At 68.5% G+C, this 24,350-nt stretch carries 23 protein-coding genes; 3 read left to right on the top strand and 20 right to left on the bottom strand.

Features of this window, described 5'->3' with window-relative positions:
- Positions 1-21 precede the first annotated feature (21 nt).
- The 3 genes from ACWD6R_RS05610 to ACWD6R_RS05600 all read left to right on the top strand — a co-directional run bounded on the left by ACWD6R_RS05610 (position 22) and on the right by ACWD6R_RS05600 (position 3,910).
- Complete coding sequence (locus tag ACWD6R_RS05610) at positions 22-1,218, top strand: sensor histidine kinase (protein ID WP_451817540.1); 1,197 nt, start codon at positions 22-24, stop codon at positions 1,216-1,218.
- Positions 1,215-1,865, top strand: coding sequence for a response regulator (locus ACWD6R_RS05605; protein WP_451817539.1), 651 nt, complete (start codon positions 1,215-1,217; stop codon positions 1,863-1,865). Before ACWD6R_RS05610 ends, ACWD6R_RS05605 begins: the two co-directional genes overlap by 4 nt.
- 170 nt (positions 1,866-2,035) lie before the next feature.
- The gene (locus ACWD6R_RS05600) at positions 2,036-3,910 is read left to right on the top strand and encodes a glycosyl hydrolase family 18 protein (RefSeq protein WP_451817538.1); all 1,875 of its coding nucleotides are present in this window, start codon (positions 2,036-2,038) and stop codon (positions 3,908-3,910) included.
- A gap of 215 nt (positions 3,911-4,125) precedes the next feature.
- Here ACWD6R_RS05600 and ACWD6R_RS05595 read toward each other — a convergent pair whose 3' ends face one another.
- From ACWD6R_RS05595 to thrB, 20 genes are all read right to left on the bottom strand, one after another.
- Positions 4,126-4,572 carry a DUF2550 domain-containing protein gene (locus ACWD6R_RS05595; RefSeq protein ID WP_451817537.1) on the bottom strand — a complete coding sequence of 149 codons (447 nt, stop codon included), beginning with the start codon at positions 4,570-4,572 and terminating at the stop codon, positions 4,126-4,128.
- Positions 4,573-4,703: 131 nt separating this feature from the next.
- A complete protein-coding gene (locus tag ACWD6R_RS05590; RefSeq protein WP_451817536.1) occupies positions 4,704-5,078 on the bottom strand; it encodes a F0F1 ATP synthase subunit epsilon in 375 nt (124 codons plus the stop codon).
- A gap of 110 nt (positions 5,079-5,188) precedes the next feature.
- On the bottom strand, positions 5,189-6,631 hold the full coding sequence (atpD, locus tag ACWD6R_RS05585; protein WP_451817535.1) for a F0F1 ATP synthase subunit beta: 1,443 nt from the start codon (positions 6,629-6,631) through the stop codon (positions 5,189-5,191).
- Positions 6,631-7,545 (bottom strand): F0F1 ATP synthase subunit gamma, encoded by a 915-nt coding sequence (locus ACWD6R_RS05580; protein ID WP_451817534.1) that lies wholly within the window; start codon positions 7,543-7,545, stop codon positions 6,631-6,633. The genes atpD and ACWD6R_RS05580 overlap by 1 nt, the downstream gene beginning before the upstream one ends.
- Before the next feature lie 3 nt (positions 7,546-7,548).
- The gene (atpA, locus tag ACWD6R_RS05575; RefSeq protein WP_451817533.1) at positions 7,549-9,120 is read right to left on the bottom strand and encodes a F0F1 ATP synthase subunit alpha; all 1,572 of its coding nucleotides are present in this window, start codon (positions 9,118-9,120) and stop codon (positions 7,549-7,551) included.
- A gap of 133 nt (positions 9,121-9,253) precedes the next feature.
- A complete protein-coding gene (locus ACWD6R_RS05570; RefSeq protein ID WP_451817532.1) occupies positions 9,254-10,069 on the bottom strand; it encodes a F0F1 ATP synthase subunit delta in 816 nt (271 codons plus the stop codon).
- On the bottom strand, positions 10,066-10,611 hold the full coding sequence (locus ACWD6R_RS05565; RefSeq protein WP_451817531.1) for a F0F1 ATP synthase subunit B: 546 nt from the start codon (positions 10,609-10,611) through the stop codon (positions 10,066-10,068). The genes ACWD6R_RS05570 and ACWD6R_RS05565 overlap by 4 nt, the downstream gene beginning before the upstream one ends.
- Before the next feature lie 37 nt (positions 10,612-10,648).
- Positions 10,649-10,900, bottom strand: coding sequence for an ATP synthase subunit c family protein (locus ACWD6R_RS05560; RefSeq protein ID WP_037689279.1), 252 nt, complete (start codon positions 10,898-10,900; stop codon positions 10,649-10,651).
- A 68-nt stretch (positions 10,901-10,968) separates the two neighbouring features.
- Positions 10,969-11,790 (bottom strand): F0F1 ATP synthase subunit A, encoded by an 822-nt coding sequence (gene atpB / locus ACWD6R_RS05555; protein ID WP_451817530.1) that lies wholly within the window; start codon positions 11,788-11,790, stop codon positions 10,969-10,971.
- 225 nt (positions 11,791-12,015) lie between these two features.
- Complete coding sequence (locus tag ACWD6R_RS05550; RefSeq protein ID WP_451817529.1) at positions 12,016-12,453, bottom strand: hypothetical protein; 438 nt, start codon at positions 12,451-12,453, stop codon at positions 12,016-12,018.
- Positions 12,454-12,715: 262 nt separating this feature from the next.
- Positions 12,716-14,095, bottom strand: coding sequence for an MraY family glycosyltransferase (locus tag ACWD6R_RS05545; protein WP_451817528.1), 1,380 nt, complete (start codon positions 14,093-14,095; stop codon positions 12,716-12,718).
- Between the two features lie 92 nt (positions 14,096-14,187).
- Positions 14,188-15,453, bottom strand: a complete 1,266-nt coding sequence (locus ACWD6R_RS05540; protein ID WP_451817527.1) for a serine hydroxymethyltransferase — start codon at positions 15,451-15,453, stop codon at positions 14,188-14,190.
- Positions 15,454-15,542: 89 nt separating this feature from the next.
- Positions 15,543-16,184: an arsenate reductase/protein-tyrosine-phosphatase family protein gene (locus tag ACWD6R_RS05535; RefSeq protein ID WP_359105659.1), complete on the bottom strand. Its 642-nt coding sequence runs from the start codon at positions 16,182-16,184 to the stop codon at positions 15,543-15,545.
- Positions 16,181-16,828, bottom strand: a complete 648-nt coding sequence (locus ACWD6R_RS05530; protein ID WP_451817526.1) for an L-threonylcarbamoyladenylate synthase — start codon at positions 16,826-16,828, stop codon at positions 16,181-16,183. Before ACWD6R_RS05530 ends, ACWD6R_RS05535 begins: the two co-directional genes overlap by 4 nt.
- A 64-nt stretch (positions 16,829-16,892) precedes the next feature.
- Complete coding sequence (gene prmC, locus ACWD6R_RS05525; protein WP_406422066.1) at positions 16,893-17,738, bottom strand: peptide chain release factor N(5)-glutamine methyltransferase; 846 nt, start codon at positions 17,736-17,738, stop codon at positions 16,893-16,895.
- 40 nt (positions 17,739-17,778) lie between these two features.
- Positions 17,779-18,855, bottom strand: coding sequence for a peptide chain release factor 1 (gene prfA / locus ACWD6R_RS05520; protein WP_451817525.1), 1,077 nt, complete (start codon positions 18,853-18,855; stop codon positions 17,779-17,781).
- A gap of 153 nt (positions 18,856-19,008) precedes the next feature.
- On the bottom strand, positions 19,009-19,233 hold the full coding sequence (gene rpmE / locus ACWD6R_RS05515) for a 50S ribosomal protein L31 (RefSeq protein WP_451817524.1): 225 nt from the start codon (positions 19,231-19,233) through the stop codon (positions 19,009-19,011).
- 182 nt (positions 19,234-19,415) lie between these two features.
- The gene (locus ACWD6R_RS05510) at positions 19,416-20,519 is read right to left on the bottom strand and encodes an LCP family protein (protein ID WP_451817523.1); all 1,104 of its coding nucleotides are present in this window, start codon (positions 20,517-20,519) and stop codon (positions 19,416-19,418) included.
- A 371-nt stretch (positions 20,520-20,890) separates the two neighbouring features.
- Positions 20,891-22,945 (bottom strand): transcription termination factor Rho, encoded by a 2,055-nt coding sequence (gene rho / locus ACWD6R_RS05505; protein WP_451817522.1) that lies wholly within the window; start codon positions 22,943-22,945, stop codon positions 20,891-20,893.
- A 416-nt stretch (positions 22,946-23,361) separates the two neighbouring features.
- Positions 23,362-24,279 (bottom strand): homoserine kinase, encoded by a 918-nt coding sequence (gene thrB / locus ACWD6R_RS05500; RefSeq protein ID WP_406515178.1) that lies wholly within the window; start codon positions 24,277-24,279, stop codon positions 23,362-23,364.
- Between the last annotated feature and the right edge of the window lie 71 nt (positions 24,280-24,350).

Genomic DNA, 24,350 nt, shown 5'->3' with positions numbered 1-24,350 from the left:
ACGGCCGTGTTGGATGGGGAGGTGCTCCTTCCTGCCCGCCCGCACCGCCACGACGTACTCATCGCGGTCATCGGGCTGTTCAGCGGTGTGTCCCTGACGGCCGTCGGTCTGGCCATGCAGACCGGCCGGCTCCTCGACTCCCTGTGGTCCACCCTGCCGCCGCTCGCGGTGATGTCGTCGCTGGAGCTGCTGCGCAGATCGGCGCCCCAGACGGCGCTGGTCATCGGCACGCTCACGCTGATGGCCGATCAGTTGACGCCGGGGAACCTGGCGACCGTGCTGATGTTCACGGACCTGGTGTACGCGGCGGTGATGTACGGGTCCCCGGCCGCCGCCCGCCGTATCCCGGTGACCACGTTCCTCATCACGGTCGCGGTCACGATCGGGTTCCTGGCCTGGTTCCGCAGCCCCGAGGCGCTGCTCATCGGCATCGCCTCCGGCCTGGTCTCGTTCGGGCCCGCGATCACCGGAGTCAGCGTGCGGAACCACCGGGACGCCGCGGAGGCCGCCCGGCTACGCGCCGAACAGACGGCGCTGCTGGCCGAGATGGACCGGGCGCAGGCGGTGACCGCCGAACGCGCCCGGATGGCCCGTGAACTGCACGACATGGTCGCCAACCATCTCTCCGCGATCGCCATCCACTCCACCGCGGCGCTCTCCATCGACGAGCCCTCGACAACCCGGGACGCGCTCGGCGTCATACGGCAGAACAGCGTCGAGGGGCTGGCCGAGATGCAACGGCTGATCGGGCTGCTCCGTACCGGGAGCAAGGGGGCGGAACCGAGCATCGCGCCGACCCTGGCCGCCCTGGACACGCTGATCGAGCAGACCCGCACGGTCGCCGCGTCGAGCGGGCTGACCTGCACCCTTGAGGACACCCGCAGCGAGCAGGAGGCGCTGCCGACGCCGGTCGAGCTGGCCGCGTACCGGATCGTCCAGGAGTCGCTGACGAACGCGCTCAAGCATGCCGCGCCGGGCCCGGTGGGGGTGCGGCTCGGGCGGGCCGGACAGCTGCTGACGGTGGAGGTCACGAGCGTGCTCGGGGACCGCCCGGGGCCGCGCGCACCGGGGTCGGGGACAGGCCTCGTCGGGATGCAGGAGCGGGTCGCGCTGCTGGGCGGCGAGATCGCGGCGGGACCCGTCACCACCGGGGACGGGCCGAGGATATGGCGGGTGCGGGCCGAACTGCCCGTCAAGGAAAGGACGGTGAGGGGATGACGATCCGGGTACTGGTGGTGGAGGACCAGTCGGCCGTGCGGGCGGGGCTGGTACTGATTCTGCGCAGCGCGCCCGATGTCGAGGTGGTCGGGGAGGCACCGGACGGTGAGGCGGCGGTGCGGCTGGCCCGTGAACTGCGCCCGGATCTGGTGCTGATGGATGTGTCGATGCCCCGGCTGGACGGGGTGTCGGCGACGCGGCAGGTGGTGGCGGAGGGGCTGGCCGATGTACTGGTGCTGACGACGTTCGATCTGGACGAGTACGTCTTCGGGGCTCTGCGGGCGGGCGCTGCGGGTTTTCTGCTGAAGAACACCGAGGCGCATGAACTGCTCGATGCGGTACGTACGGTGGCGCGCGGCGAGGGCGTGATCGCCCCGGCCGTGACGCGCCGACTGATCGCGGAGTTCGCCGGGACCGCCCCGGCGCGAGCGGCCGGCGCACCCGATCCTGCGGTCCTCGACGCACTGACGCGACGCGAGCGCGAGGTACTGGGTTGCCTGGGCCAGGGGCTGTCGAACGCCGAGATCGCGGTGCGGCTCTCGATGGCGGAGGCGACGGTGAAGACGCACGTCAGCCGATTGCTGGGGAAGCTGGATCTGCGCAGCCGGGCCCAGGCAGCGGTGCTGGCACAGGAGTTGGGCATCTGAGGTTGAGAACCGATCTATGGTCCAGACCTCTTGACGGTTGGTCCAGACCTTCCTAATCTCACCGAGCACACTGCGGTGAGCCCGCCATGACAAGGCGGGCTCAGGGCGGCGCAGAGTTTGCAGTCCACGGATTACCCCCCGTTTCTCCGGACCTCACCCGAGGAGCACCGTTGAGCACCGAAACCCCCCTACGCCGAACCGGATTCGGATTCGGCCCGGCCACCACCACCCGTACGAGAGCGATGGCAGGCCTCATCGCGCTGCTGCTCCTCCTCGCCGCGATGGTCGGACTGGCCGCCCCGGCCCAGGCCGCCACCTCCGCGACTGCCACGTACCTCAAGAAGTCCGACTGGGGCACCGGCTTCGAGGGCCAGTGGACGGTGAAGAACACCGGCACCACCGCGCTCAGTTCCTGGACCATCGAGTGGGACTTCCCCTCCGGCACGTCGGTCACGTCCGCCTGGGACGCCACCGTCACCAACTCCGGAACCCACTGGACCGCCAAGAACGCCGGCTGGAACGGTTCGGTCGCCCCCGGCGCCAGCATCAGCTTCGGCTTCAACGGCGCCGGTCCCGGCGCCCCCACCGGCTGCAAGCTGAACGGTGCCTCCTGTGACGGCGGCAGCGTCCCCGGCGACAACGCACCCTCCGCTCCCGGCACCCCCACGGCGAGCTCCATCACCGACACCTCGGCGAAGCTGAGCTGGACCGCGGCCACCGACGACAACGGCATCAAGAACTACGACGTGCTGCGCGACGGTGCCGTGGTCGCCACGGTCACCGGTACGACGTACACCAACACCGGTCTCACCGCGGGCACCGACTACTCGTACACCGTCCAGGCCCGTGACACGGCCGACCAGACCGGTCCGGCCAGCGGCGCGGTCAAGGTCCGCACCACCGGTGGCGGCAACCCCGACCCGGGCACCGGCGGCAAGGTCAACCTCGGCTACTTCACCGACTGGGGTGTCTACGGCCGGAACTACCACGTCAAGAACCTGGACACCTCCGGTTCCGCCGCGAAGATCACGCACATCAACTACGCCTTCGGCAACGTGACCGGCGGCAAGTGCGCGATCGGTGACGCCTACGCCGACTACGACATGGCGTACACCGCCGACAAGTCCGTCGACGGCGTCGCCGACACCTGGGACCAGCCGCTGCGCGGCAGCTTCAACCAGCTGCGCAAGCTCAAGGCGAAGTACCCGAACATCAAGGTCCTGTGGTCCTTCGGCGGCTGGACCTGGTCCGGCGGCTTCGGCGAGGCGGCGAAGAACCCGGCCGCGTTCGCCCAGTCCTGCTACGACCTGGTGGAGGACCCCCGTTGGGCCGATGTGTTCGACGGCATCGACATCGACTGGGAGTACCCCAACGCCTGCGGTCTGACCTGTGACACCAGCGGCCCGGCCGCACTGAAGAACATCACCACCGCACTGCGCTCGAAGTTCGGCAGCAACAACCTGGTGACGGCCGCGATCACCGCCGACGGCTCGGACGGCGGCAAGATCGACGCAGCCGACTACGCCGGCGCCGCCCAGTCCCTGAACTGGTACAACGTGATGACGTACGACTTCTTCGGCGCGTGGGCGGACAAGGGCCCGACGGCCACGCACTCCCCGCTCACCTCGTACAGCGGCATCCCGCAGGCCGGCTTCAACGCATCCGACGCGATCACCAAGCTGAAGGCCAAGGGCGTCCCCGCCTCGAAGCTACTGCTGGGCATCGGCTTCTACGGCCGCGGCTGGACCGGCGTCACCCAGGACGCGCCCGGCGGCACCGCCACCGGTGCGGCCTCCGGTACGTACGAGGCGGGTATCGAGGACTACAAGGTCCTCAAGACCAGCTGCCCGGCCACCGGCACGATCGCCGGTACGGCGTACGCGCACTGCGGCACCAACTGGTGGAGCTACGACACCCCGGCCACCATCGCGTCCAAGATGACCTGGGCGAAGGGCCAGGGCCTGGGAGGCGCGTTCTTCTGGGAGTTCAGCGGTGACACCAGCAACGGTGAGCTCGTGAGCGCGATCAACAGCGGCCTGAAGTAACCCCCACGATCCCCTTCGGGATCAGCGCACGACCCCGGAAAGCGGCCGGGGAGACAGGTCCGCCCCCTGTCTCCCCGGCTTTCGCTGTGCTGTGCTGCTGTCCGTGTCGTGCGTGGTGTCCGTGCCGCGCCTGCCGTTACGGGCCTCAGAGCCTGTCGGGTGACGTTCACCCTGCCCCGGACATCGCCCGGGGGCCCCTTCGAGCGAGGCCCGTCTCAAGCAACATTGACTCGCTGGCCGGGCGGAGCCGCCTCCAGCCAGGCGAGGAAACCGGTCAGGGCGTCCTCGCTCATCGCCAGTTCCAGGCGCGTCTCCCGGTGGAGACAGCCGAGCACGACGGCGTCGGAGAGCAGCGCGAGCTCCTCCTCGCCCTCGGGCAGCCGTCGGTCGATCACCTCGATCGCGGAACGCTCAAGGACCCGGCGGGGCCGGGGAGCGTACGAGAAGACACGGAACCAGTCGATACGGTCACCGCTGTAGCGCGCAACGCCGTACACCCAGCCCTTGCCCGAGAGATCGGGCTCGGCCGACACGTTCCACCGCACGCTGCAGTCGAAGGTCCCACCGGAGCGCTGGATCAGCCGCCGGCGCAGACCGAAGACGAAGAGAGCCACCGCAACCAGTACGACGACCAGGCCGCACACCCACAAAGCGAGGACCATCTCCACCGACCTCCTCGCATCGTCGAGTAACGGATACCACCCGGACTGCACCTGCATCGCCTCAGCCGCGGCACGGTCTGGAGAGTTCCAGCTCGGGCCGCGGCTGAGGGTAAAGACATTCGGCGGGGTGCCTAACGCACCGCCACCGCGCGGATTCGCACATCGGCGCGACGCTCGGCGGCGCCGTCCGTGTCCGACTTCGCACGCTCCAGCGCACGCTCGGCGCGCTCGACGTCGATCTCGTCCGCCAGCTCGGCGATCTCCGCCAGCAGAGAAAGCTTGTCGTCCGCGAACGAGAGGAAACCGCCGTGCACAGCCGCGACTACGGTTGTGCCCTCGCTCGTACGGATCGTCACCGGGCCCGACTCCAGCACACCGAGAAGCGGCTGGTGACCGGGCATGACGCCGATGTCGCCGGACGTGGTACGCGCGACGACCAGGGTGGCCTCGCCGGACCAGACACTGCGGTCCGCGGCGACCAGCTCGACGTGCAGCTCAGCAGCCAAGAGTGGCTCCTCGGGTCACCACCCGGCCGTTGAAGCCGGGTGTTGGGTCAATTCTACGGGGCGTGGTGAGGGGGACGGGACGCACCCGCCCCCCTCGGTGAGCCATGGGCTCAGGAGACGCCGAGCTCCTTGGCGTTGGCCTTGAGGTCCTCAATGCCACCGCACATGAAGAACGCCTGCTCCGGGAAGTGGTCGTACTCACCGTCGCAGATCGAGTTGAACGCGGCGATCGACTCCTCGAGCGGCACGTCCGAACCGTCCACGCCGGTGAACTGCTTGGCGACGTGGGTGTTCTGCGACAGGAAGCGCTCGACACGACGGGCACGGTGGACAACGAGCTTGTCCTCCTCGCCCAGCTCGTCGATACCGAGGATCGCGATGATGTCCTGGAGGTCCTTGTACTTCTGAAGGATCCCCTTGACACGCATGGCCACCGCGTAGTGGTCCTGCGCGATGTAGCGCGGGTCCAGGATCCGGGACGTGGAGTCCAGCGGGTCCACGGCCGGGTAGATGCCCTTCTCGGAGATCGGACGGGAGAGAACCGTCGTCGCGTCGAGGTGGGCGAAGGTGGTGGCCGGGGCCGGGTCGGTCAGGTCGTCCGCGGGGACGTAGATCGCCTGCATCGAGGTGATCGAGTGACCGCGGGTCGACGTGATGCGCTCCTGCAGCAGACCCATCTCGTCGGCCAGGTTCGGCTGGTAACCCACTGCGGACGGCATACGGCCGAGCAGCGTGGAGACCTCGGAGCCGGCCTGGGTGTACCGGAAGATGTTGTCGATGAAGAAGAGTACGTCCTGCTTCTGCACATCGCGGAAGTACTCCGCCATGGTCAGACCGGCAAGCGCGACACGGAGACGGGTGCCCGGGGGCTCGTCCATCTGACCGAAGACAAGGGCGGTCTTGTCGATGACGCCCGAGTCGGCCATTTCCTCGATGAGGTCGTTGCCCTCACGGGTGCGCTCGCCGACACCGGCGAACACCGACACACCGTCGTGGTTGTTGGCCACGCGGTAGATCATTTCCTGGATCAGAACGGTCTTGCCGACACCGGCACCACCGAACAGACCGATCTTTCCACCCTTGACGTACGGGGTGAGAAGGTCGATGACCTTGACGCCGGTCTCGAACATCTCGGTCTTCGACTCGAGCTGGTCGAAGCTGGGCGCCTTGCGGTGGATCGGCCAGCGCTCGGTGACCTCGGCCTCGGCCTCGGGCTTGTTCAGGATCTCACCGAGGGTGTTGAACACCTTGCCCTTGGTCATCTCGCCGACTGGCACCGTGATACCGGCGCCCGTGTCGGTCACCGGGGCCTGGCGGACCAGACCGTCGGTGGGCTGCATCGAGATCGCGCGGACCACGCCGTCGCCGAGGTGCTGGGCGACCTCGAGCGTCAGCTTCTTGAGCTTGCCGTTCTCGGCCGGGTCGGCCACCTGGACGGTCAGCGCGTTGTAGATCTCCGGCATGGCGTCGACGGGGAACTCCACGTCGACGACCGGGCCGATGACCCGGGCGACGCGGCCCGTGGCAACGGCCGTCTCAACTGTGGTCGTCATTACTTGTCACTCCCCGCGGTCGCGTCGGCCAGCGCACTGGCACCACCGACGATCTCGCTGATTTCCTGGGTGATTTCGGCCTGTCGGGCCGCGTTGGCAAGCCGGGAGAGGCTCTTGATGAGCTCACCGGCGTTGTCGGTGGCCGACTTCATCGCGCGACGGCGGGCAGCGTGCTCGGAAGCAGCGGCCTGCAGCAGCGCGTTGTAGATCCGGCTCTCGACGTACCGCGGAAGCAGGGCGTCGAGGACGTCCTCCGCCGACGGCTCGAAGTCGAACAGCGGCAGGAGCTCGCCCTTGCCCTCTTCTTCCTTCGTGGTGTCGAGGCTGAGCGGCAGCATCCGGCTCTCCACCGGGTTCTGCGTCATCATCGAGACGAACTCGGTGAAGACGATGTGCAGCTCGTCCACGCCGCCCTCGGCGGTCTCCTGGGTGACCGCTTCGATCAGCGGGGCCGCAGCCCGCTTCGCATCCGCATACGTCGGGCTGTCGGTGAAGCCGGTCCACGAGTCCGCGATCTTGCGCTCACGGAAGCCGTAGTAGGCGACACCCTTGCGGCCGATCACATACGTGACGACCTCCTTGCCCTCACCGCGCAGGCGCTCGGTCAGTCGCTCCGCCGCCTTGATGGCGTTGGAGGAGTAACCGCCGGCCAGACCGCGGTCGCTCGTGATGAGCAGGATCGCGGCCCGTGCCGGTGCGTCGGCCTCGGTGGTCAGCGGGTGCTTGGTGGTGGAGCCGGTCGCCACCGCGGTCACCGCACGGGTGAGCTCGGTCGCGTACGGCGTCGACGCCGCCACCTGACGCTGCGCCTTGACGATGCGCGAAGCGGCGATCATCTCCATCGCCTTGGTGATCTTCTTCGTGGCGGTGACGGAGCGAATGCGGCGCTTGTAAACGCGAAGCTGAGCGCCCATCGATCAGCCCTCGCCCAGAAGCTTGCCGTCCGAGGTCTCGAACTGCTGCTTGAAGGCGGCCACCGCGTCGGCGACCGACTGCAGCGTGTCGTCGGACATCTTGGCGCCCTCGGCAATGCTGGTCAGGAGGTCCTTGCGCTCACGGCGCAGGTACTCCAGCAGCTCGCTCTCGAAGCGACGGATGTCCTCGACCGGGACGTCGTCCATCTTGCCGGTGGTGCCGGCCCAGATGGAGACGACCTGCTCCTCGACCGGGTACGGGGAGTACTGCGGCTGCTTCAGCAGCTCGACCATGCGCTTACCGCGCTCCAGCGACGCCTTCGAGGCCGCGTCCAGGTCGGAACCGAAGGCGGCGAACGCCTCCAGCTCGCGGTACTGGGCGAGGTCGACACGCAGACGGCCGGAGACCTGGCGCATCGCCTTGTGCTGGGCGGAGCCACCGACACGGGAGACCGAGATACCGACGTTCAGGGCCGGACGCTGGCCGGCGTTGAACAGGTCGGACTCCAGGAAGCACTGACCGTCGGTGATGGAGATGACGTTGGTCGGGATGAACGCCGACACGTCGTTCGCCTTGGTCTCGACGATCGGGAGGCCCGTCATCGAACCGGCGCCCATCTCGTCGGAGAGCTTCGCGCAGCGCTCCAGCAGACGCGAGTGGAGGTAGAAGACGTCGCCCGGGTAGGCCTCACGGCCCGGCGGACGGCGCAGCAGAAGCGACACGGCGCGGTAGGCGTCGGCCTGCTTCGAGAGGTCGTCGAAGATGATCAGGACGTGCTTGCCCTGGTACATCCAGTGCTGACCGATGGCCGAACCGGTGTACGGCGCAAGGTACTTGAAGCCGGCCGGGTCGGACGCCGGGGCGGCGACGATGGTCGTGTACTCGAGCGCGCCGGCCTCTTCCAGGGCACCGCGCACGGAGGCGATGGTGGAGCCCTTCTGACCGATGGCGACGTAGATGCAGCGCACCTGCTTGTTCACGTCGCCCGAGCGCCAGTTGTCGCGCTGGTTGATGATCGTGTCGACGGCCAGAGCGGTCTTACCGGTCTGACGGTCACCAATGATCAGCTGACGCTGGCCGCGGCCGATCGGCACCATGGCGTCGACGGCCTTGTAGCCGGTCTGCATCGGCTCGTGCACCGACTTACGGACCATGACGCCAGGGGCCTGCAGCTCGAGGGCGCGGCGGCTGTCGGTCGCGATCTCGCCGAGACCGTCGATCGGGTTGCCGAGCGGGTCGACGACGCGGCCGAGGTAACCCTCGCCGACGCCGACGGAGAGCACCTCACCGGTGCGCTGCACCGGCTGGCCCTCCTCGATTCCGCTGAACTCGCCGAGAACGATCGCACCGATCTCGCGCTCCTCGAGGTTGAGGGCGAGACCGAGGGTTCCGTCCTCGAACTTCAGCAGCTCGTTCGCCATGGCCGAGGGAAGACCCTCGACCTTCGCAATGCCGTCGCCGGCAGCGCTGACCGTACCGACCTCCTCGCGCGAGGCCGCGTCCGGCTTGTACGACTGGACAAAGTTCTCCAGCGCGTCCCGGATCTCCTCCGGCCGGATCGTGAGCTCCGCCATCTGGGTTCCCTGCTCTCCTTGTTGGGCCCGAAGTTTCTTAAGGGGGTCTGGGGGCCGACCCCCAGGAATCTTCTGCAATTTCTGCACGGCCCAACCGGGCCGCTGGTCTTGCTTGTTCTGTTGCTGCGCTGTGTCAGCCGGCCATGCGACGGGTCGCCTCGTCGAGGCGCTCCGCGATGGTGCCGTTGATGACCTCGTCACCGACCCGCACCGAGATCCCGCCGAGGACCGTCGGGTCCATATCGAGATTCAGGTGCATCGGCCGACCGTAGATCGTCGCCAGTGCGGCGCCTAGACGCTGCTTCTGCTGATCGCTCAGCGGCACTGCCGACGTGACCACGGCGACCATGCGGTCCCGGCGCTCCGCGGCAAGCTTGGAGAGGGACTCGAGTCCCGCTTCCAGGCTACGTCCACGCGGCTGGGTCACAAGCCGCACGACGAGGCGCTCGGTGGCGGGCCGCGCCTTGCCGCCGAGCAGGCTGCGCAGCAGCTCGCCCTTGGCGGCGGTGGACGCGGACCGGTTGGTGAGCGCGGCGCGCAGCTCCTTGTCGGAGGCGACGATCCGGCCGAACCGGAAGAGCTCGTCCTCGACGTCGTCGAGATCCCCGCTGCGCTGGGCGGCGGTGAGGTCTGCGATGTTCGCCAGTTCCTCGACCGAGTCGACCAGGTCGCGCGACTGCGACCAGCGGGAGCGGACCATGCCCGAGATCAGGTCGACGGTCTCGCCGCCCACCTGACCGCGCAGCAGCCGTCCGGCCAGTTCCGCCTTGGCCTCACCGGCCTGCGACGGGTCGGTCAGGACCCGCCGCAGTGACACCTCGCGCTGGAGCAGCGCCGTGACGGCGGCCAGCTCCTCGGCGAGCTTCGCCGCGTCGACCGACGTGCTGTCGGTCAGCGCGTCGAGACGCTCGCGTGCGGCAGCCAGTGCCTCGCGGCTCGCGCCGTTCATCGGACAGCCTCGGCCTTCGCCTCGAGCTCGTCGAGGAAACGGTCGATGGTGCCGCTCTGCCGGGCGTGGTCCTCGAGGGACTCGCCGACGAGCTTGCCGGCCAGGTCGGTGGCGAGCTTGCCCACGTCCTGACGCAGCGCGGCGGCCGCAGCCTTGCGGTCGGCCTCGATCTGGGCGTGGCCGGCAGCGATGATCTCCTCGCGTTGCCTCTGGCCTTCCGCCCGCATCTCCTGCAGGATCACGACGCCCTGCTCCTGCGCCTCCTGGCGCAGGCGCGCGGCTTCGTGGCGCGCCTCGGCGAGCTGAGCCTTGTACTGCTCAAGCACGCTCTGGGCCTCGGTCTGGGCCGCATCGGCCTTTTCGATACCGCCTTCGATGGCCTCGCGACGCTCTTCCAGAACCTTGTTGATGTTCGGGAGGAGCTTCTTGGCGAGGAAGCCGAAAACGATGACAAAGGCGATGAAGCCAATGACGAGCTCAGGGATCGGCGGGATGAGCGGGTTTTCCGGTTTCTCCGCCGCGAGCTGAACCAGAGGGTTCACGTCAGTGCCTTCCGTCGAATGGGCTGTTCGCGACCGGTCAGGAGGTCGGGTAGACGAACGGCATGACCAGACCGATCAGGGCGAGCGCCTCACAGAAGGCGAAGCCGAGAATCTGGTTGGCACGGATGAGACCGGCAGCCTCGGGCTGACGGGCGAGCGCCTGGGTGCCGTTACCGAAGATGATGCCGACGCCGACGCCGGGGCCGATCGCGGCGAGGCCGTAACCGATGGAGCCGAGGTTGCCCTTGATTTCGACGCTGGTGGCGGCGAGGGTCTGGAGAGCAGACATGCCGGTTCTTCCTTCTCTTTCTTGGTCCGGTGGGGGTTGGCCACCGGGTGCTTCAGGAGGTGGGGTGCTCAGTGGCCCTTGGCGAGAGCGCCCTGGATGTAGCTGCAGGTCAGCAGGATGAACACATAGGCCTGGACAGCCTGGATGAAGAGCTCGAAGGCGGTCATCACGATGACCATCACGAACGAGACACCCGCGTAGGCGATGCCGATGCCGTTGAGCAAGTACCAGCTGGCGATGGTGAAGAGCAGCAGCAGGGTGTGGCCCGCGAACATGTTGGCAAAGAGCCGGACGGCGTGGGTGAACGGCCTGACGAGCAGGTTCGAGAAGAGCTCGATGGTCATCGAGAGCGGCAGGACGCTGCCGAGGCTCTTGTCGTAGCCCGTGAAGTTCTTGAAGGCTCCGACGAAACCGTGCTTCTTGAAGGTCAGGGAGACCCACAAGATGTACACGATCCCCGCAAGCACGGCCGGGTAGGAGATGATCGCCGTCACGGGGAACTGGGCGACCGGGATGATGGACCAGAGGTTCATCATCCAGACGAAGAAGAACAGGGTGACCACAAGCGGGACGTACTTCTCGCCCTCGCGCTTGCCGATCGTCTCGTAGACGACACCTCGGCGTACGAAGTCGTAGCCGGCCTCGGCCACCATCTGCAGCTTGCCCGGAACGAGCTTCGGCCTGGCGAAAGCCGCCCAGAAGAAGCCGACGATGACGATCGAGCCGAGCAGCGCCAGCAGCATCGTCTTGTTGAAGTACAGGTTGCTGTCCGCATCACCCCAGAGGGGCTCGAACAGGAACGAGTGCAAGCCGGGTGCCGGGAAACCACAACCGGAGAAGATGTGGCAATCGGTCTCGAAGGCGAGCACCTGTGTCGGGTCAGCACTCACCGCGGGCTCCTTCAGCGTGGCGCATAGGTACGGCAACCTCGTTGTGTCGGCGCGGCGCGCAGCCGCGGTTCGGCACTGGACTGGTGTAACGGATGTGTGGGCGGCGGTCAGGCATTGAGCCTCGCGATCGAACAGGCGTCAGCTCACATGCCCGCGCCCGCAGTGCCGCAGTTGGAACCGGACGATAGCAGGGTCGTGAACCCGCGCTTATCCCGCCCCTACCCTTCACGACTTCGACCCCGTGTTCTTGGGCTTTTCACCCTTGTCGGACTCGGGTTCGACGTAAAGGATCTTGGCCTTCATGTGTGCGCGCGCTTGTGCGGCGATCCACACGAGTGTGGTCGCGACCAACGTGATCGCAAAGGCCTTCGGGTTGAACAACGTGGTGTTCTTGAAGGCCGCGACGAAGATGAACAGCAGCAGGAGCTGTGCCGTGTAGAGCATCAGTCCCATTGCCTGGAACAGCTGAGGGAAGGACTTGGCGGTCCGCTGCAGGACCACGAGCCCGATCCCCATGAAGAGAATCACCACGATCGTCGCGACGACCGCGCCCAGGGCTCCCTTGCCGCCGGCCACGCCACCACTGATCGCGGCGGCAACAGCACCGGCGACAGCGGTGGGTACGGCGGTTTGAAGGAGAGTCCGGACGTCGTTGGACGGCATGGCGGCAGCTCCGCTTGCAGGGGGTTGGCAGTGTGTCGTCATGGACGAGCGTAGGCCCGGTCCGAGTCGACGCCTCGGGCCAAAGGACCGCCTCACTGGGGTCCTTCGGCTGTGTCGTCGGGCTTAGTGAACGGTATCACAAACTATTTGATGAGGTCTTTACTAAGAAAGTGTGCTTGCTGTCACACATGAGAGTTAATCCGCGCGCGTGAGCAAGGCAACTCGACATCTTGTCTGGTATTGCCCCTTGATGCCCGAATCGTCAGCGGGTGGAATCAGCCTTACGAATTTCCGAAGAACGCGAACGGGGTCCGATCGCGGTCGCTCCGTTGACGCCGGAGACACCGACGACGACGTGTGCCGGCTCCCGCGGCTCGTGCTCGTCCTGCCCCATTTGCGGTTCCCGGGGCTCCTGTTGTGCCTCGTGCGCGGCTGAGGACGCGGCTCCGGAGCCCCGCTGGTCCCAGCGGCGGTAGCGGGGCGGCACGAAGCGCTCCGCCCAGCGCGGGGCGCGCGGTGTGAAGCGGGGCATCAGCAGCAGGACCAGACCCACCGCGCTCAGCCCCATGACCACCAGCACGATCCACAGCGACGCCGAGTGCACGGAGTAGCCGACCGCACCGAAGGCGATCAGGGCCGACCAGAAGTACATGATCAGCACGGCCCTGCTGTGCGAATGGCCGATCTCCAGCAGCCGGTGGTGCAGATGGCCGCGGTCCGCGGCGAACGGCGACTGACCGTTCCAGGTGCGCCGGACGATCGCCAGCACCAGGTCCGCGGCCGGGATCGCGATGATCGTCAGCGGCAGCAGCAGCGGAATGAAGACCGGCAGCATCGCATGCGTGGCCTCGCGCTCACTGCCCGCGAAGAGCTTCATCGCGTCCGGGTCGACCTGCCCCGTGACAGAAATCGCACCGGCGGCCAGCACGAGACCGATCAGCATCGAGCCGGAGTCACCCATGAAGATCCGGGCGGGATGCATGTTGTGCGGCAGGAAGCCGAGGCACATGCCCATCAGGATCGCTGTGAAGAGCGTCGCAGGGGCGGCCGCCTCGATCATGTGCCCGTACCAGAGCCGGTACGTGTAGAGGAAGAACGCGGCCGAGGCGATGCACACCATGCCGGCCGCCAGACCGTCCAGGCCGTCGACGAAGTTGACCGCGTTGATCGTGATGACGACCAGCGCGACGGTGAGCAGCGTGCCCTGCCACTGGGTGAGCGCGACCGTGCCGATGCCGGGGATCGGCAGCCACAGGATCGTCAGCCCCTGGATGACCATGACCGCGGCGGCGATCATCTGCCCGCCGAGCTTGATCAGCGCATCAATCTCGAACTTGTCGTCGAGGACGCCGATCAGCCAGATCAGCGCGGCGCCGGAGAGCAGCGCCCGCGGTTCGCTGGAGAGCTGGAACACACCGTCGAGGTTGTACAGATGGGCCGCGACGATCAGTCCGGCGCACAGCCCGCCGAACATGGCGATGCCACCGAGCCTCGGTGTCGGTTCTCGGTGGACGTCACGCGCACGGATCGCGGGCATCGCCCCGACCGCGATGGCGAACTTCCGCACCGGGCCGGTGAGCAGATAGGTCACCGCGGCCGTGACACAGAGTGTCAGCAAGTAGTCACGCACGGGCTGCCCCACAGATATCGCCGGCCATCTCAGCCCACACCTTAACTACGTCGGCCTCATGGTTGAGGACACGGAGGTACGGGTGATGGTTGCATGGACCGCGTCTACCCCGGATAGGGAGGATATTTCCCGGCCAGTTCCCTCACCTCGGCGCGGACGTCGCCTTCCTCACGTACCGCAGCCCCGAAGAGCACCGCGAGCCGCGCCATGTCGGTGTCGTTCATGCCCTGGGTGGTGACCGCGGCAGTGCCGAGCCTGATGCCCCGGGCGTCCCCGTAAGGCAGCGCGCAGGTGTCCAGCACCATGCCCGCCGCCGCGAGCCGTTCGCGGGCGGTGCGGCCGTCGACGCCCAGTGGCGCCGGGTCCGCGACGATCAGGTGGGTGTCCGTGCCGCCGGTGGTCACCTCGAACCCCTCGGCCTCCAGACCGGCCGCCAGAACCCGGGCGTGTGCCACCACCTGATGGGCGTACACGGTGAACGCCGGTGTTGCCGCCTCGCCGAACGCGACCGCCTTCGCCGCGACCGTGTGCATCTGCGCGCCGCCCTGGGTGAACGGGAAGACCGCCCGGTCGATCCGCTCGGCCAGCTCCGATCCGCACAGGATCATGCCGCCGCGCGGACCGCGCAGCACCTTGTGCGTGGTGGCACACACCACGTCGGCGTACGGGACGGGACTGGGCGCCGCTCCCCCGGCGATCAGCCCCATCGGGTGCGCGGCGTCGGCGATCAGATACGCGCCGACCTCGTCGGCGATCTCGCGGAACGTCTCGTAGTCGGGATGGCGGGGGTACGAGATCGAGCCGCTGACGATCGCCTTGGGCCGGTGTGCCCGGGCCAGGGTGCGCACCTGCTCGTAGTCGATCAGGCCGCTCTCCGAGTCGACCCCGTACCCGACGAACTCGAACCATCGGCCGGAGAAGTTGGCGGGCGAGCCATGGGTCAGATGTCCGCCGTACGGGAGTCCCATCGCGAGCACCGTGTCGCCGGGGCGCAGCAGGGCCGCGTACGCCGCCAGGACGGCCGAGGAGCCGGAGTGCGACTGAACGTTCGCGTGCTCGGCGCTGAAGAGCGCAGTGGCCCGCTGGACGGCGATGAGTTCGGCGGCGTCGGCCAGCTCGCAGCCGCCGTGATGGCGGGCGCCGGGGTAGCCCTCGGCGTACTTGTTGGCGAGCGGCGAGCCGAGGGCGGCGAGGACCGCGGGGGAGGTGAAGTTCTCGGCGGCGATCAGCTGCAGCGTGCTCGACTGCCGGTGTAGCTCCCCCAGCAGCACGTCGGCGATTTCCGGGTCTCCCCGGAGCAGGGCGCCGAAGTCCTGCGGCAGGGCGGTGACGGGGGCGGAGGAGGGTGCGGCGGGAGTGGTGACCGACATCTGACGGCTCCGGGCCTGGGGAGGGGGATGCGTTGGCGTCGGATCCAATGTAGGCCGGTACGCGTGCGCCCGCCCGCTGCCCGGGCGCGTCAGTGCGGGGCCGGTACGCCCGTCAGTGCGGTGACCACCGGGTCGAGCGCCTGGTTGATCTCGTCGCCGATGGAACGGAAGAACGTGATCGGGGCGCCGTACGGGTCGTAGACCTCGTCCGCCTCGGCAGTGGGGGCCAGCAGCCAGCCGCGCAGCGCGGCGGCCGCACGGACCAGCGCACGGGCGCGTTCGACGACGCCCTCGTCGCGCGGGTCGGGCAGCGTCGCAGGGTCTATGGCCCGGACCAGCCGGGTGAATTCCTTGAGCGTGAACGTCCTCAGGCCGGCCGAGTGACCCATCGAGATCACCTGGGCGCGGTGGTCCCGGGTGGCGGTCAGGACGAGGTCGGCGCGGATCACGTGCTCGTCGAGGAGCTCGCGGCCGACGAAGCCGGTGGCATCGGCGCCGAAGTCGGCGAGGACGATCTCGGCGTTGGCTTCCATCGGGGCGCCTTCGTGCCCCCAGGTGCCCGCGCTCTCCACGATCAGGCCGCCGCTGAGCGAGTCGCCGAGCCGGTCCACCAGGGCATGGCGGGTCAGCCGCTCGGTGATCGGCGAGCGGCAGACGTTGCCGGTGCTGACGTGGAGGATGCGGAAGGTGTCGGTCCGCCCCGCTATGCCACGCCCCTCAGGGGCGGTCAATTGGCCACCTCGAGGTCCGGTACCACCTTGCGGAGTTCCTCGACGGAGAGGGCTCCGGCCCGCAGCAGGACCGGGACCTTGCCGGTGACGTCGACGATCGAGGACGGCACGATGCCGGGCGTCGGGCCGCCGTCGAGGTAGACGGAGACGGCGTCACCGAGCATCTCCTGGGCGGCGTCGCAGTCCTCGGGAGCCGGGTGTCCGGTGAGGTTGGCGCTGGAGACGGCCATCGGGCCGACCTCGGTGAGCAGTTCGATGGCGACCGGGTGCAGCGGCATCCGGATGGCGACGGTGCCGCGGGTGTCGCCGAGGTCCCACTGGAGCGAGGGCTGGTGCTTGGCGACGAGCGTGAGGGCTCCCGGCCAGAAGGCGTCGACGAGCTCCCAGGCCTGCTCGGAGAAGTCCGTGACGAGGCCGTGCAGGGTGTTCGGGGAACCGATCAGGACAGGGGTCGGCATGTTGCGGCCGCGGCCCTTGGCGTCGAGCAGGTCGGCGACGCCCTCGGAACTGAAGGCGTCGGCACCGATCCCGTACACGGTGTCGGTGGGCAGCACGACCAGCTCTCCGCGGCGGACGGCGGACGCGGCTTCACGCAGACCCGTCGTACGGTCGGTCGCGTCGTTGCAGTCGTATCGCCGTGCCATCAGCCGGCCTCCTCAAGCATGTACGGGTATGGCGGGTACGGGTCGTGCGGGTGCGGGGCGCCGGTCACGGCATGGCCTTGCGGGCCGTCGCGAACCGGGGCCGTCGGTTCAGATCGGGGTGGTCGGCCGCGTCGGCCCAGCCCCGCTCCTCGGTGAAGATCCACGGCACCTGGCCGCCCTGGGTGTCGGCGTGCTCGATGACGACGAGGCCACCCGGGCGCAGCAGGCGGTGCGCGGTGCGTTCAAGGCCGCGGATGGTGTCGAGGCCGTCCTCGCCGGAGAAGAGCGCCATCTCCGGATCGTGGTCACGGGCCTCGGGTGCCACGTACTCCCACTCGGTGAGGGGGATGTACGGCGGGTTGGAGATGACCAGGTCGACCTGGCCGTCGAGCTCGGGAAGGGCCGTCAGAGCGTCTCCGCGGTGCACGGTGACCCGAGACCCCTCGGCGTTCTTCCGCGTCCATCTGAGGGCGTCCTCGGAGAGCTCCACGGCGTGCACGCGCGAGCGCGGCACCTCCTGGGCCATGGCGAGGGCGATGGCGCCCGAGCCCGTGCAGAGGTCGACGATCAGCGGCTCGACGACATCCATCGCGCGGACGGCGTCTATCGCCCAGCCGACGACCGACTCGGTCTCCGGGCGGGGCACGAAGACGCCGGGGCCGACCTGGAGCTCCAGGTAGCGGAAGAAGGCGCGGCCGGTGATGTGCTGGAGCGGTTCGCGGGCTTCTCGGCGGGCGATGGTCTCCCAGTACCGGGCGTCGAAGTCCTCGTCCGGCACCTGGTGCAGCTCGCCCCGCTTGACGCCGTGCACGAACGCGGCGAGTTCCTCCGCGTCGAATCGCGGCGAGGGTACACCGGCGTCGGCCAGCCGCTGGGTGGCCTGGGCCACCTCGGCGAGCAGCAGGTTCATCGCGGTTCTCCGTACGGGTTTACGGGCGGGGCGGGCGTTCTTATGCGGCGGCGAGCTTGGCGGCGGAGTCGGCGTCGACACAGGCCTGGATCAGGGTGTCCAGCTCCCCGTCGAGCACCTGGTCCAAGTTGTACGCCTTGAAGCCGACGCGGTGGTCCGAGATCCGGTTTTCCGGGAAGTTGTACGTACGGATCTTCTCGGAACGGTCGACGGTACGCACCTGGCTGCGCCGGACGTCCGAGGCTTCCTGCTCGGCCGCTTCCTGGGCCGCGGCAAGCAGCCGCGAACGCAGGATACGCATCGCCTGCTCCTTGTTCTGGAGCTGGCTCTTCTCGTTCTGGCAGGAGGCGACGACACCGGTCGGCAGGTGCGTGATGCGGACGGCGGAGTCCGTGGTGTTGACGGACTGGCCGCCGGGGCCCGAGGAGCGGTAGACGTCGATACGGAGATCGTTGGCGTGGATCTCGACGTCGACCTCCTCCGCCTCGGGCGTGACGAGCACACCGGCGGCGGAGGTGTGGATGCGGCCCTGCGACTCGGTGGACGGCACGCGCTGCACGCGGTGCACCCCGCCCTCGTACTTCAGCCGGGCCCACACGCCCTGGCCGGGCTCGGTGGCACCGTTACCGCCCTTGGTCTTCACCGCGACCTGGACGTCCTTGTAGCCGCCGAGCTCGGACTCGGTGGAGTCGATGATCTCGGTCTTCCAGCCGACTCGCTCGGCGTAGCGCAGATACATGCGCAGCAGATCGCCGGCGAAGAGGGCGGACTCGTCGCCGCCCGCGCCTGCCTTGATCTCCAGGAGCACGTCCTTGTCGTCACTGGGGTCGCGCGGCACCAGGAGGAGGCGGAGCTTCTCGGTGAGCTCCTCGCGCTGCTTCTCCAGGTCCTTGACCTCGGCGGCGAACTCGGGGTCGTCCGCGGCGAGCTCGCGGGCGGTTTCGATGTCGTCACCGGTCTGCTTCCAGGAGCGGTACGCACCGACGATCGGGGTCAGCTCGGCGTAGCGCTTGTTGAGCTTGCGCGCGTTGGCCTGGTCGGCGTGGACCGCGGGATCCGCGAGCTTCTTCTCAAGATCGGCCTGTTCGCCGATCAGTTCCTCGACCGCCTCGAACATCGGGGGCTCCTGGTTTTCGTTACTCGTTATGCCTGCTGAACGGCGTCGTGCTGTCCGGGCGGGCTGCGGGGAGACCCCGTACACCCGGCCGGAAAAAAACGCCGGCCCCGGCGCCCCCGGGAAGAGGGCGCCAAGGACCGGCGCAAGAGCTCGCTACTTGTTGGCGGAGCCTGCAGCCTTGCCGAAGCGGGCCTCGAAGCGGGCCACACGGCCACCGGTGTCGAGGATCTTCTGCTTGCCCGTGTAGAACGGGTGGCACTCGGAGCAGACGTCGGCGCGGATGTTGCCGCCGCCGATGGTGCTCCGGGTGGTGAACGACGCGCCACAGGTGCAGCTGACCTGCGTCTCGACGTACTCGGGGTGAATGTCGCGCTTCAAGGGTGTCTCCTAGGTTCGGGAGGGCGCCGGGTCGCACGCGCGGATTTGCGCATCCGTGAACCGGGGCCGACGTACCAGTCTGCCAGGACCGGCCGTATCTCCCAAAACCGGGGTCGGGCCGCAACTATTCCCGACCGTTCGGGAACACATCATGACTGTCCTGTTACTGATATGACAAAGGTCTACTGGACGACCTTGCCGGCCTCGCCCTTGTCGCCCGCCGACTTCTCGGTGGCGGAGGCCGGGATCGGCTTGTCGTGCTTGAGGGCGGTCCACACCTGCTGCGCGGACTCCTCCAACGGTACGACGCGGTTCGGGTCGGCCGGGTCGTACTGCACGGGCATCGTCACCATGGTGACGTTCTTCGAACTGAGCCCCTTGAGACCGGTGGCGAAGCCGGTGAGCTTCGGGACCGAACCCAGGTCGGAGTCGGTGGTGACGGCCTTCGTCGCCGTGTCCGCGAGGTCGAACAGAGTCTTCGGGTTCGAGAACACCCCGACGCTCTTCGCCTGTTCCATCAGCGCCTTGATGAACGCCTGCTGGAGCTGGATGCGGCCGAGGTCGCTGCCGTCGCCGACGCTCTTGCGGGTGCGGACCAGGCCGAGCGACTGCTCCCCGTCGAGAGTGTGGGTGCCGGGCTGCAGATGCAGATGGCTCTTGGAGTCGTCGATCGCCTGCGTGGTGGTGATCTTGACGCCGCCGAGCTGGTCGATGAGCTTCTTGAAGCCGGTGAAGTCGACCTCGACGTAGTGGTCCATGCGGATGCCGGACATCGACTCGACGGTCTTGACCGCGCAGGCCGGTCCGCCGACCTCGTACGCCGTGTTGAACATCGCGCGCTGCTGGCCCGCGACCGTCTCGCCGGTGGTGTCGCTCGTGCAGTCGGGGCGGGTGACGAGGGTGTCGCGCGGGATGGAGACGACGCTTGCCGTCTTGTGGCCCTTGTTGACGTGCACGACCATCGCGGTGTCCGAGCGGGCGGTGCCTTCGTCCACGCCGTACGCGGAGTTCGCGCCGGAGCGGGAGTCGGAGCCGAGGACGAGAATGTCCTGCGAGCCGTTGTCGACGTCGACGGGGCGGTTCTTGCCGAGCGCGGCGTTGATGTCGACGGCCTTGAGATTGCCGTTGAGCTTCATGTACGCGTATCCCAGCCCCGCACCGCCGACGACGACCACACCGGCCGCGGTCCAGGCAGCTATGACCGTGGCCCTGCGGCGGCGGGACGGCTTCCTCCGGCGCTTGCCGGTGGCGCGTATTCGGGTGCTGCTCCCGCTCTGCCCGGTCATCCGTCTCCCTCGATCCTCGCTTGCTCCCGGCTACCCCTTGCTGTGGTGTTCGGGCACTGGTTGTGTCGCTCTGTCGCCACTTCGTACGACGCCGTGACTCGGAGAAGGGTTGCACAGCGACCTGTGATGCCCGCATGAGGACGGAACCCGCACGCAGCCCCGGTGAACAGCCGGTGACCCCGCGCCCACCTGCGGTTTCTTGCCTGTTACAGCCAATTCGGGCGCGGGGGGCGGAACGGTCGCCGTGTGGCGAAGGTCTCGGATCGGGCGGTTCGAGCGAAACACCGGAAAAAGGGCCGACCCCGTCACCGAAGTGGCGGGGTCGGCCCTTTTGACGACCGGCGGTCCAGGACTGCCGGGACGGTACGAGGTCAGTCGTTGCCGTTGCCCGGGGCGGGCGTCGTCTTCTGGATCTGGAGCAGGAACTCCGCGTTGGACTGGGTCTTCTTCATCCGGTCCAGGAGCAGCTCGATCGCCTGCTGCTGGTCGAGCGCGTGGAGCACCCGGCGCAGCTTCCAGACAATCGCCAACTCGTCGCTGCCGAGCAGGATTTCTTCCTTACGGGTGCTGGACGCGTCGACGTCCACCGCCGGGAAGATGCGCTTGTCCGAGAGCTTCCGGTCGAGCTTGAGCTCCATGTTGCCGGTGCCCTTGAACTCCTCGAAGATCACCTCGTCCATGCGCGAGCCGGTCTCGACGAGCGCGGTGGCCAGGATGGTCAGCGAGCCGCCGTCCTCGATGTTGCGCGCGGCACCGAAGAAGCGCTTCGGCGGATACAGCGCGGTCGAGTCGACACCACCGGACAGGATGCGGCCGGATGCCGGGGCCGCGAGGTTGTACGCGCGGCCGAGGCGGGTGATCGAGTCCAGCAGGACGACCACGTCGTGACCCAGCTCGACGAGACGCTTGGCGCGCTCGATGGCCAGCTCGGCGACGGTGGTGTGGTCCTCGGCGGGACGGTCGAAGGTCGAGGAGATGACCTCGCCCTTCACCGACCGCTGCATGTCGGTGACCTCTTCCGGACGCTCGTCGACCAGGACGACCATCAGGTGGCACTCGGGGCTGTTGACGGTGATCGCGTTGGCGATCGCCTGCAGGATCATGGTCTTGCCGGTCTTCGGCGGGGCCACGATCAGGCCTCGCTGGCCCTTGCCGATGGGAGCGACCAGGTCGATGATCCGCGTCGTCAGGACGTTGGAGTCGGTCTCCAGACGGAGCCGGTCCTGCGGGTAGAGCGGGGTCAGCTTCTGGAACTCCGGGCGGCCGCGGCCGGATTCGGGCGCCATTCCGTTGACGGAGTCGAGGCGGACGAGCGCGTTGAACTTCTCGCGGCGCTCGCCGTCCTTGGGCTGGCGCACCGCACCCGTGACGTGGTCACCCTTGCGCAGGCCGTTCTTGCGGACCTGGGCGAGCGAGACGTACACGTCGTTCGGGCCCGGCAGGTAGCCGGAGGTCCGGATGAACGCGTAGTTGTCGAGGATGTCCAGGATGCCCGCGACGGGGATCAGGACGTCGTCGTCGGTGACCGGCGGTGCATCGCTCGCGAAGTCGTCGCGGCCACGACGGCCACGGCGGTCGCGGTAGCGGCCACGGCGGCCGCGACGGCCACCTGCCTCGTCGTCGTAACCGTCATCCTGCGGGCCGCCGCCACCCTGCTGGCCCTGGCTCTGGCCCTGGCCCTGGCCCTGGCGCTGCTGGCGCTGGCCGCCCTGCTGACCCTGGCCACCGCCCTGCTCGTCGCCCTTGCCACGGCGGTCGCGCTGACGGTCACGGCGGTCGCCGCGGTCGCCACGGTCGCCACGCTCACCGCGGTCGCCGCGCTCACCGCGGTCGCCGCGCTCACCGCGCTGACCACGGTCGCCCCGGCGGCCCTCGGCGGTGTCCACGGCGGCTTCGGCCTTCGCCTCGGAGCGGTCCTCGCTCTTCGGCTCGGCCGGCGTCTCCACCTTGGCCTCGGCCTTGGGCTCCGCCTTGGTTTCCGGGCTGCCCGCCTGCGCGGTCGCACGGCGCCGACGACGCTCGCCCGCGGGCTGGTCGTCACTGGCCGGCTGGCCGGGGATGTCGATCTGCTGCTGAGCCGTGGCCTTCTCGGCGGGCGCGGCGGCGGACTCGTCCCCGGTGCGCGACTTGGAGGTGGCGCGCCGCTTGGGCTTGGTCTCGGCGGGCGCGGCAGCGGCCTTGGGCGCAGCACTGCCGGCCTGCGTCTCCTTGATGACCTCGATCAGCTGGCTCTTGCGCATCCGCGCAGTGCCCTTGATGCCGAGGCCGGACGCGACCTGCTGCAGCTCGGCCAGGACCATGCCATCGAGGCCGGTGCCGGAGCGGCGGCGCCGTGCGGTGGTGCCAGTGGCAGCACCTTCGGCGGGCGCGGCGCTGTCGACAGTCTTGTCGGCAGTCACGCCCATCAGATCGGTGGTGTCGCTCACGAAGGGTCCTTCCCTGGAGCGGACGTCGGCCTTCTGGCTCGGCGACCGGTTGTGCTGTCCGACTGCGGTCTTTTGATCTTGCGGACCGTGCCGGGGCGGTGGTCCGCCGGGTACGGCGGAGAGATGAATGTGCAAGGGTCCGGCGCGAGCATCCCCCTGCTCGGCCCACTCCTGGACAAGCGAGGGGTGTCGTGCCGGTTCCGGAGCGTGCTCGAAACTGCTCAGGCAGGCTGCTCAGGCAGTTGGGGAGGCTCTCGGAAGAAATGGTGGCCCCGGAAAGGGACACGAAGCAACGCGCCACATAGACGTCGGTTGCAGACTTGAGGTTAACACTACCGGCTCCAACAAACATTCCCCCTCTCACTCACCGGCAATCACTTCTCGCTTCTCGCTCACTCACCGGCAATCACTTCTCGCTACGGGGCGAGCGGCAGCACACTCGCACCCGAGGCGTCGAGAGTGAGCCGGTTGGCCGCCCATCCCTCGCCCGCCAGCCGTGCGACCTTGTCGGCCGCACCGTCCTCGGCCAGCGCGAGCACGGTCGGCCCGGCGCCGGAGATGACTGCAGGGACGCCGTCGGCGCGCAGTCGGTTGACAAGTTCCACGCTTTCCGGCATCGCCGGGGCGCGATATTCCTGGTGCAGTCGGTCCTCGGTCGCGGCGAGCAGCAGCTCCGGGCGCCGGGTCATGGCCTCGACGAGGAGCGCCGCACGGCCTGCGTTGAACGCGGCGTCGACGTGTGGGACGGTGCGCGGCAGCAGTCCGCGGGCGGTCTCGGTGAGCACCGGCTTGCCGGGGACGAAAACCACCGGAACGATGGAATCAGAGGGATCCATCCTGATCGCCCGGGCAGATCCGCCGTCCATCCAGGCCAGCGTGAAGCCGCCGAGCAGGCATGCGGCGACGTTGTCGGGGTGGCCCTCGATCTCGGTGGCGAGCTCCAGCAGGGCCGCGTCGTCGAGCCGGGCGTCGCCGCCGATGGTCACGGCGCGGGCCGCGACGATGCCGGCACAGATGGCGGCGGAGGAGGAGCCGAGGCCGCGCCCGTGCGGGATGCGGTTGGCGCAGACGATCTCCAGGCCGCGGGGCTGTCCGCCGAGCAGGTCGAAGGCGGTGCGCAGGGAGCGCACGAGGAGGTGACTCTCGTCGCGCGGCAGGGTGTCGGCACCCTCGCCGGCGATGTCGATGTGCAGGCCGGAGTCGGCGACGCGGACGACGACGTCGTCGTAGAGCCCCAGCGACAGGCCGAGGGCGTCAAAACCCGGGCCCAGGTTGGCGCTGGTAGCGGGGACGCGCACCCGGACGGCGGCGGCTCGGAAGGCGGGACCGGCCATCGCTTCGACGACTCTCCTTGTGAGGCAGCGGGGATGTGTTGCGGCGGGGATTGTGGCGGTGGATCTTTCGT

Source organism: Streptomyces sp. NPDC005151, from assembly GCF_053599875.1.
The sequence above is the reverse complement of the archived record's forward strand: the minus strand, read 5'-3'. Positions and strand labels throughout refer to the sequence as shown.

Excerpts from the sequence above, each read along its gene's own strand:
- ACWD6R_RS05605 (WP_451817539.1), top strand. The coding sequence starts at position 1,215 with ATGACGATCCGGGTACTGGTGGTGGAGGACCAGTCGGCCGTGCGGGCG.
- ACWD6R_RS05595 (WP_451817537.1), bottom strand. The coding sequence starts at position 4,572 with ATGGTCCTCGCTTTGTGGGTGTGCGGCCTGGTCGTCGTACTGGTTGCG.
- atpD (WP_451817535.1), bottom strand. The coding sequence starts at position 6,631 with ATGACGACCACAGTTGAGACGGCCGTTGCCACGGGCCGCGTCGCCCGG.
- ACWD6R_RS05580 (WP_451817534.1), bottom strand. The coding sequence starts at position 7,545 with ATGGGCGCTCAGCTTCGCGTTTACAAGCGCCGCATTCGCTCCGTCACC.
- atpA (WP_451817533.1), bottom strand. The coding sequence starts at position 9,120 with ATGGCGGAGCTCACGATCCGGCCGGAGGAGATCCGGGACGCGCTGGAG.
- ACWD6R_RS05570 (WP_451817532.1), bottom strand. The coding sequence starts at position 10,069 with ATGAACGGCGCGAGCCGCGAGGCACTGGCTGCCGCACGCGAGCGTCTC.
- ACWD6R_RS05560 (WP_037689279.1), bottom strand. The coding sequence starts at position 10,900 with ATGTCTGCTCTCCAGACCCTCGCCGCCACCAGCGTCGAAATCAAGGGC.
- ACWD6R_RS05550 (WP_451817529.1), bottom strand. The coding sequence starts at position 12,453 with ATGCCGTCCAACGACGTCCGGACTCTCCTTCAAACCGCCGTACCCACC.
- ACWD6R_RS05540 (WP_451817527.1), bottom strand. The coding sequence starts at position 15,453 with ATGTCGGTCACCACTCCCGCCGCACCCTCCTCCGCCCCCGTCACCGCC.
- ACWD6R_RS05530 (WP_451817526.1), bottom strand. The coding sequence starts at position 16,828 with ATGGCACGGCGATACGACTGCAACGACGCGACCGACCGTACGACGGGT.
- prmC (WP_406422066.1), bottom strand. The coding sequence starts at position 17,738 with ATGAACCTGCTGCTCGCCGAGGTGGCCCAGGCCACCCAGCGGCTGGCC.
- prfA (WP_451817525.1), bottom strand. The coding sequence starts at position 18,855 with ATGTTCGAGGCGGTCGAGGAACTGATCGGCGAACAGGCCGATCTTGAG.
- ACWD6R_RS05510 (WP_451817523.1), bottom strand. The coding sequence starts at position 20,519 with ATGACCGGGCAGAGCGGGAGCAGCACCCGAATACGCGCCACCGGCAAG.
- thrB (WP_406515178.1), bottom strand. The coding sequence starts at position 24,279 with ATGGCCGGTCCCGCCTTCCGAGCCGCCGCCGTCCGGGTGCGCGTCCCC.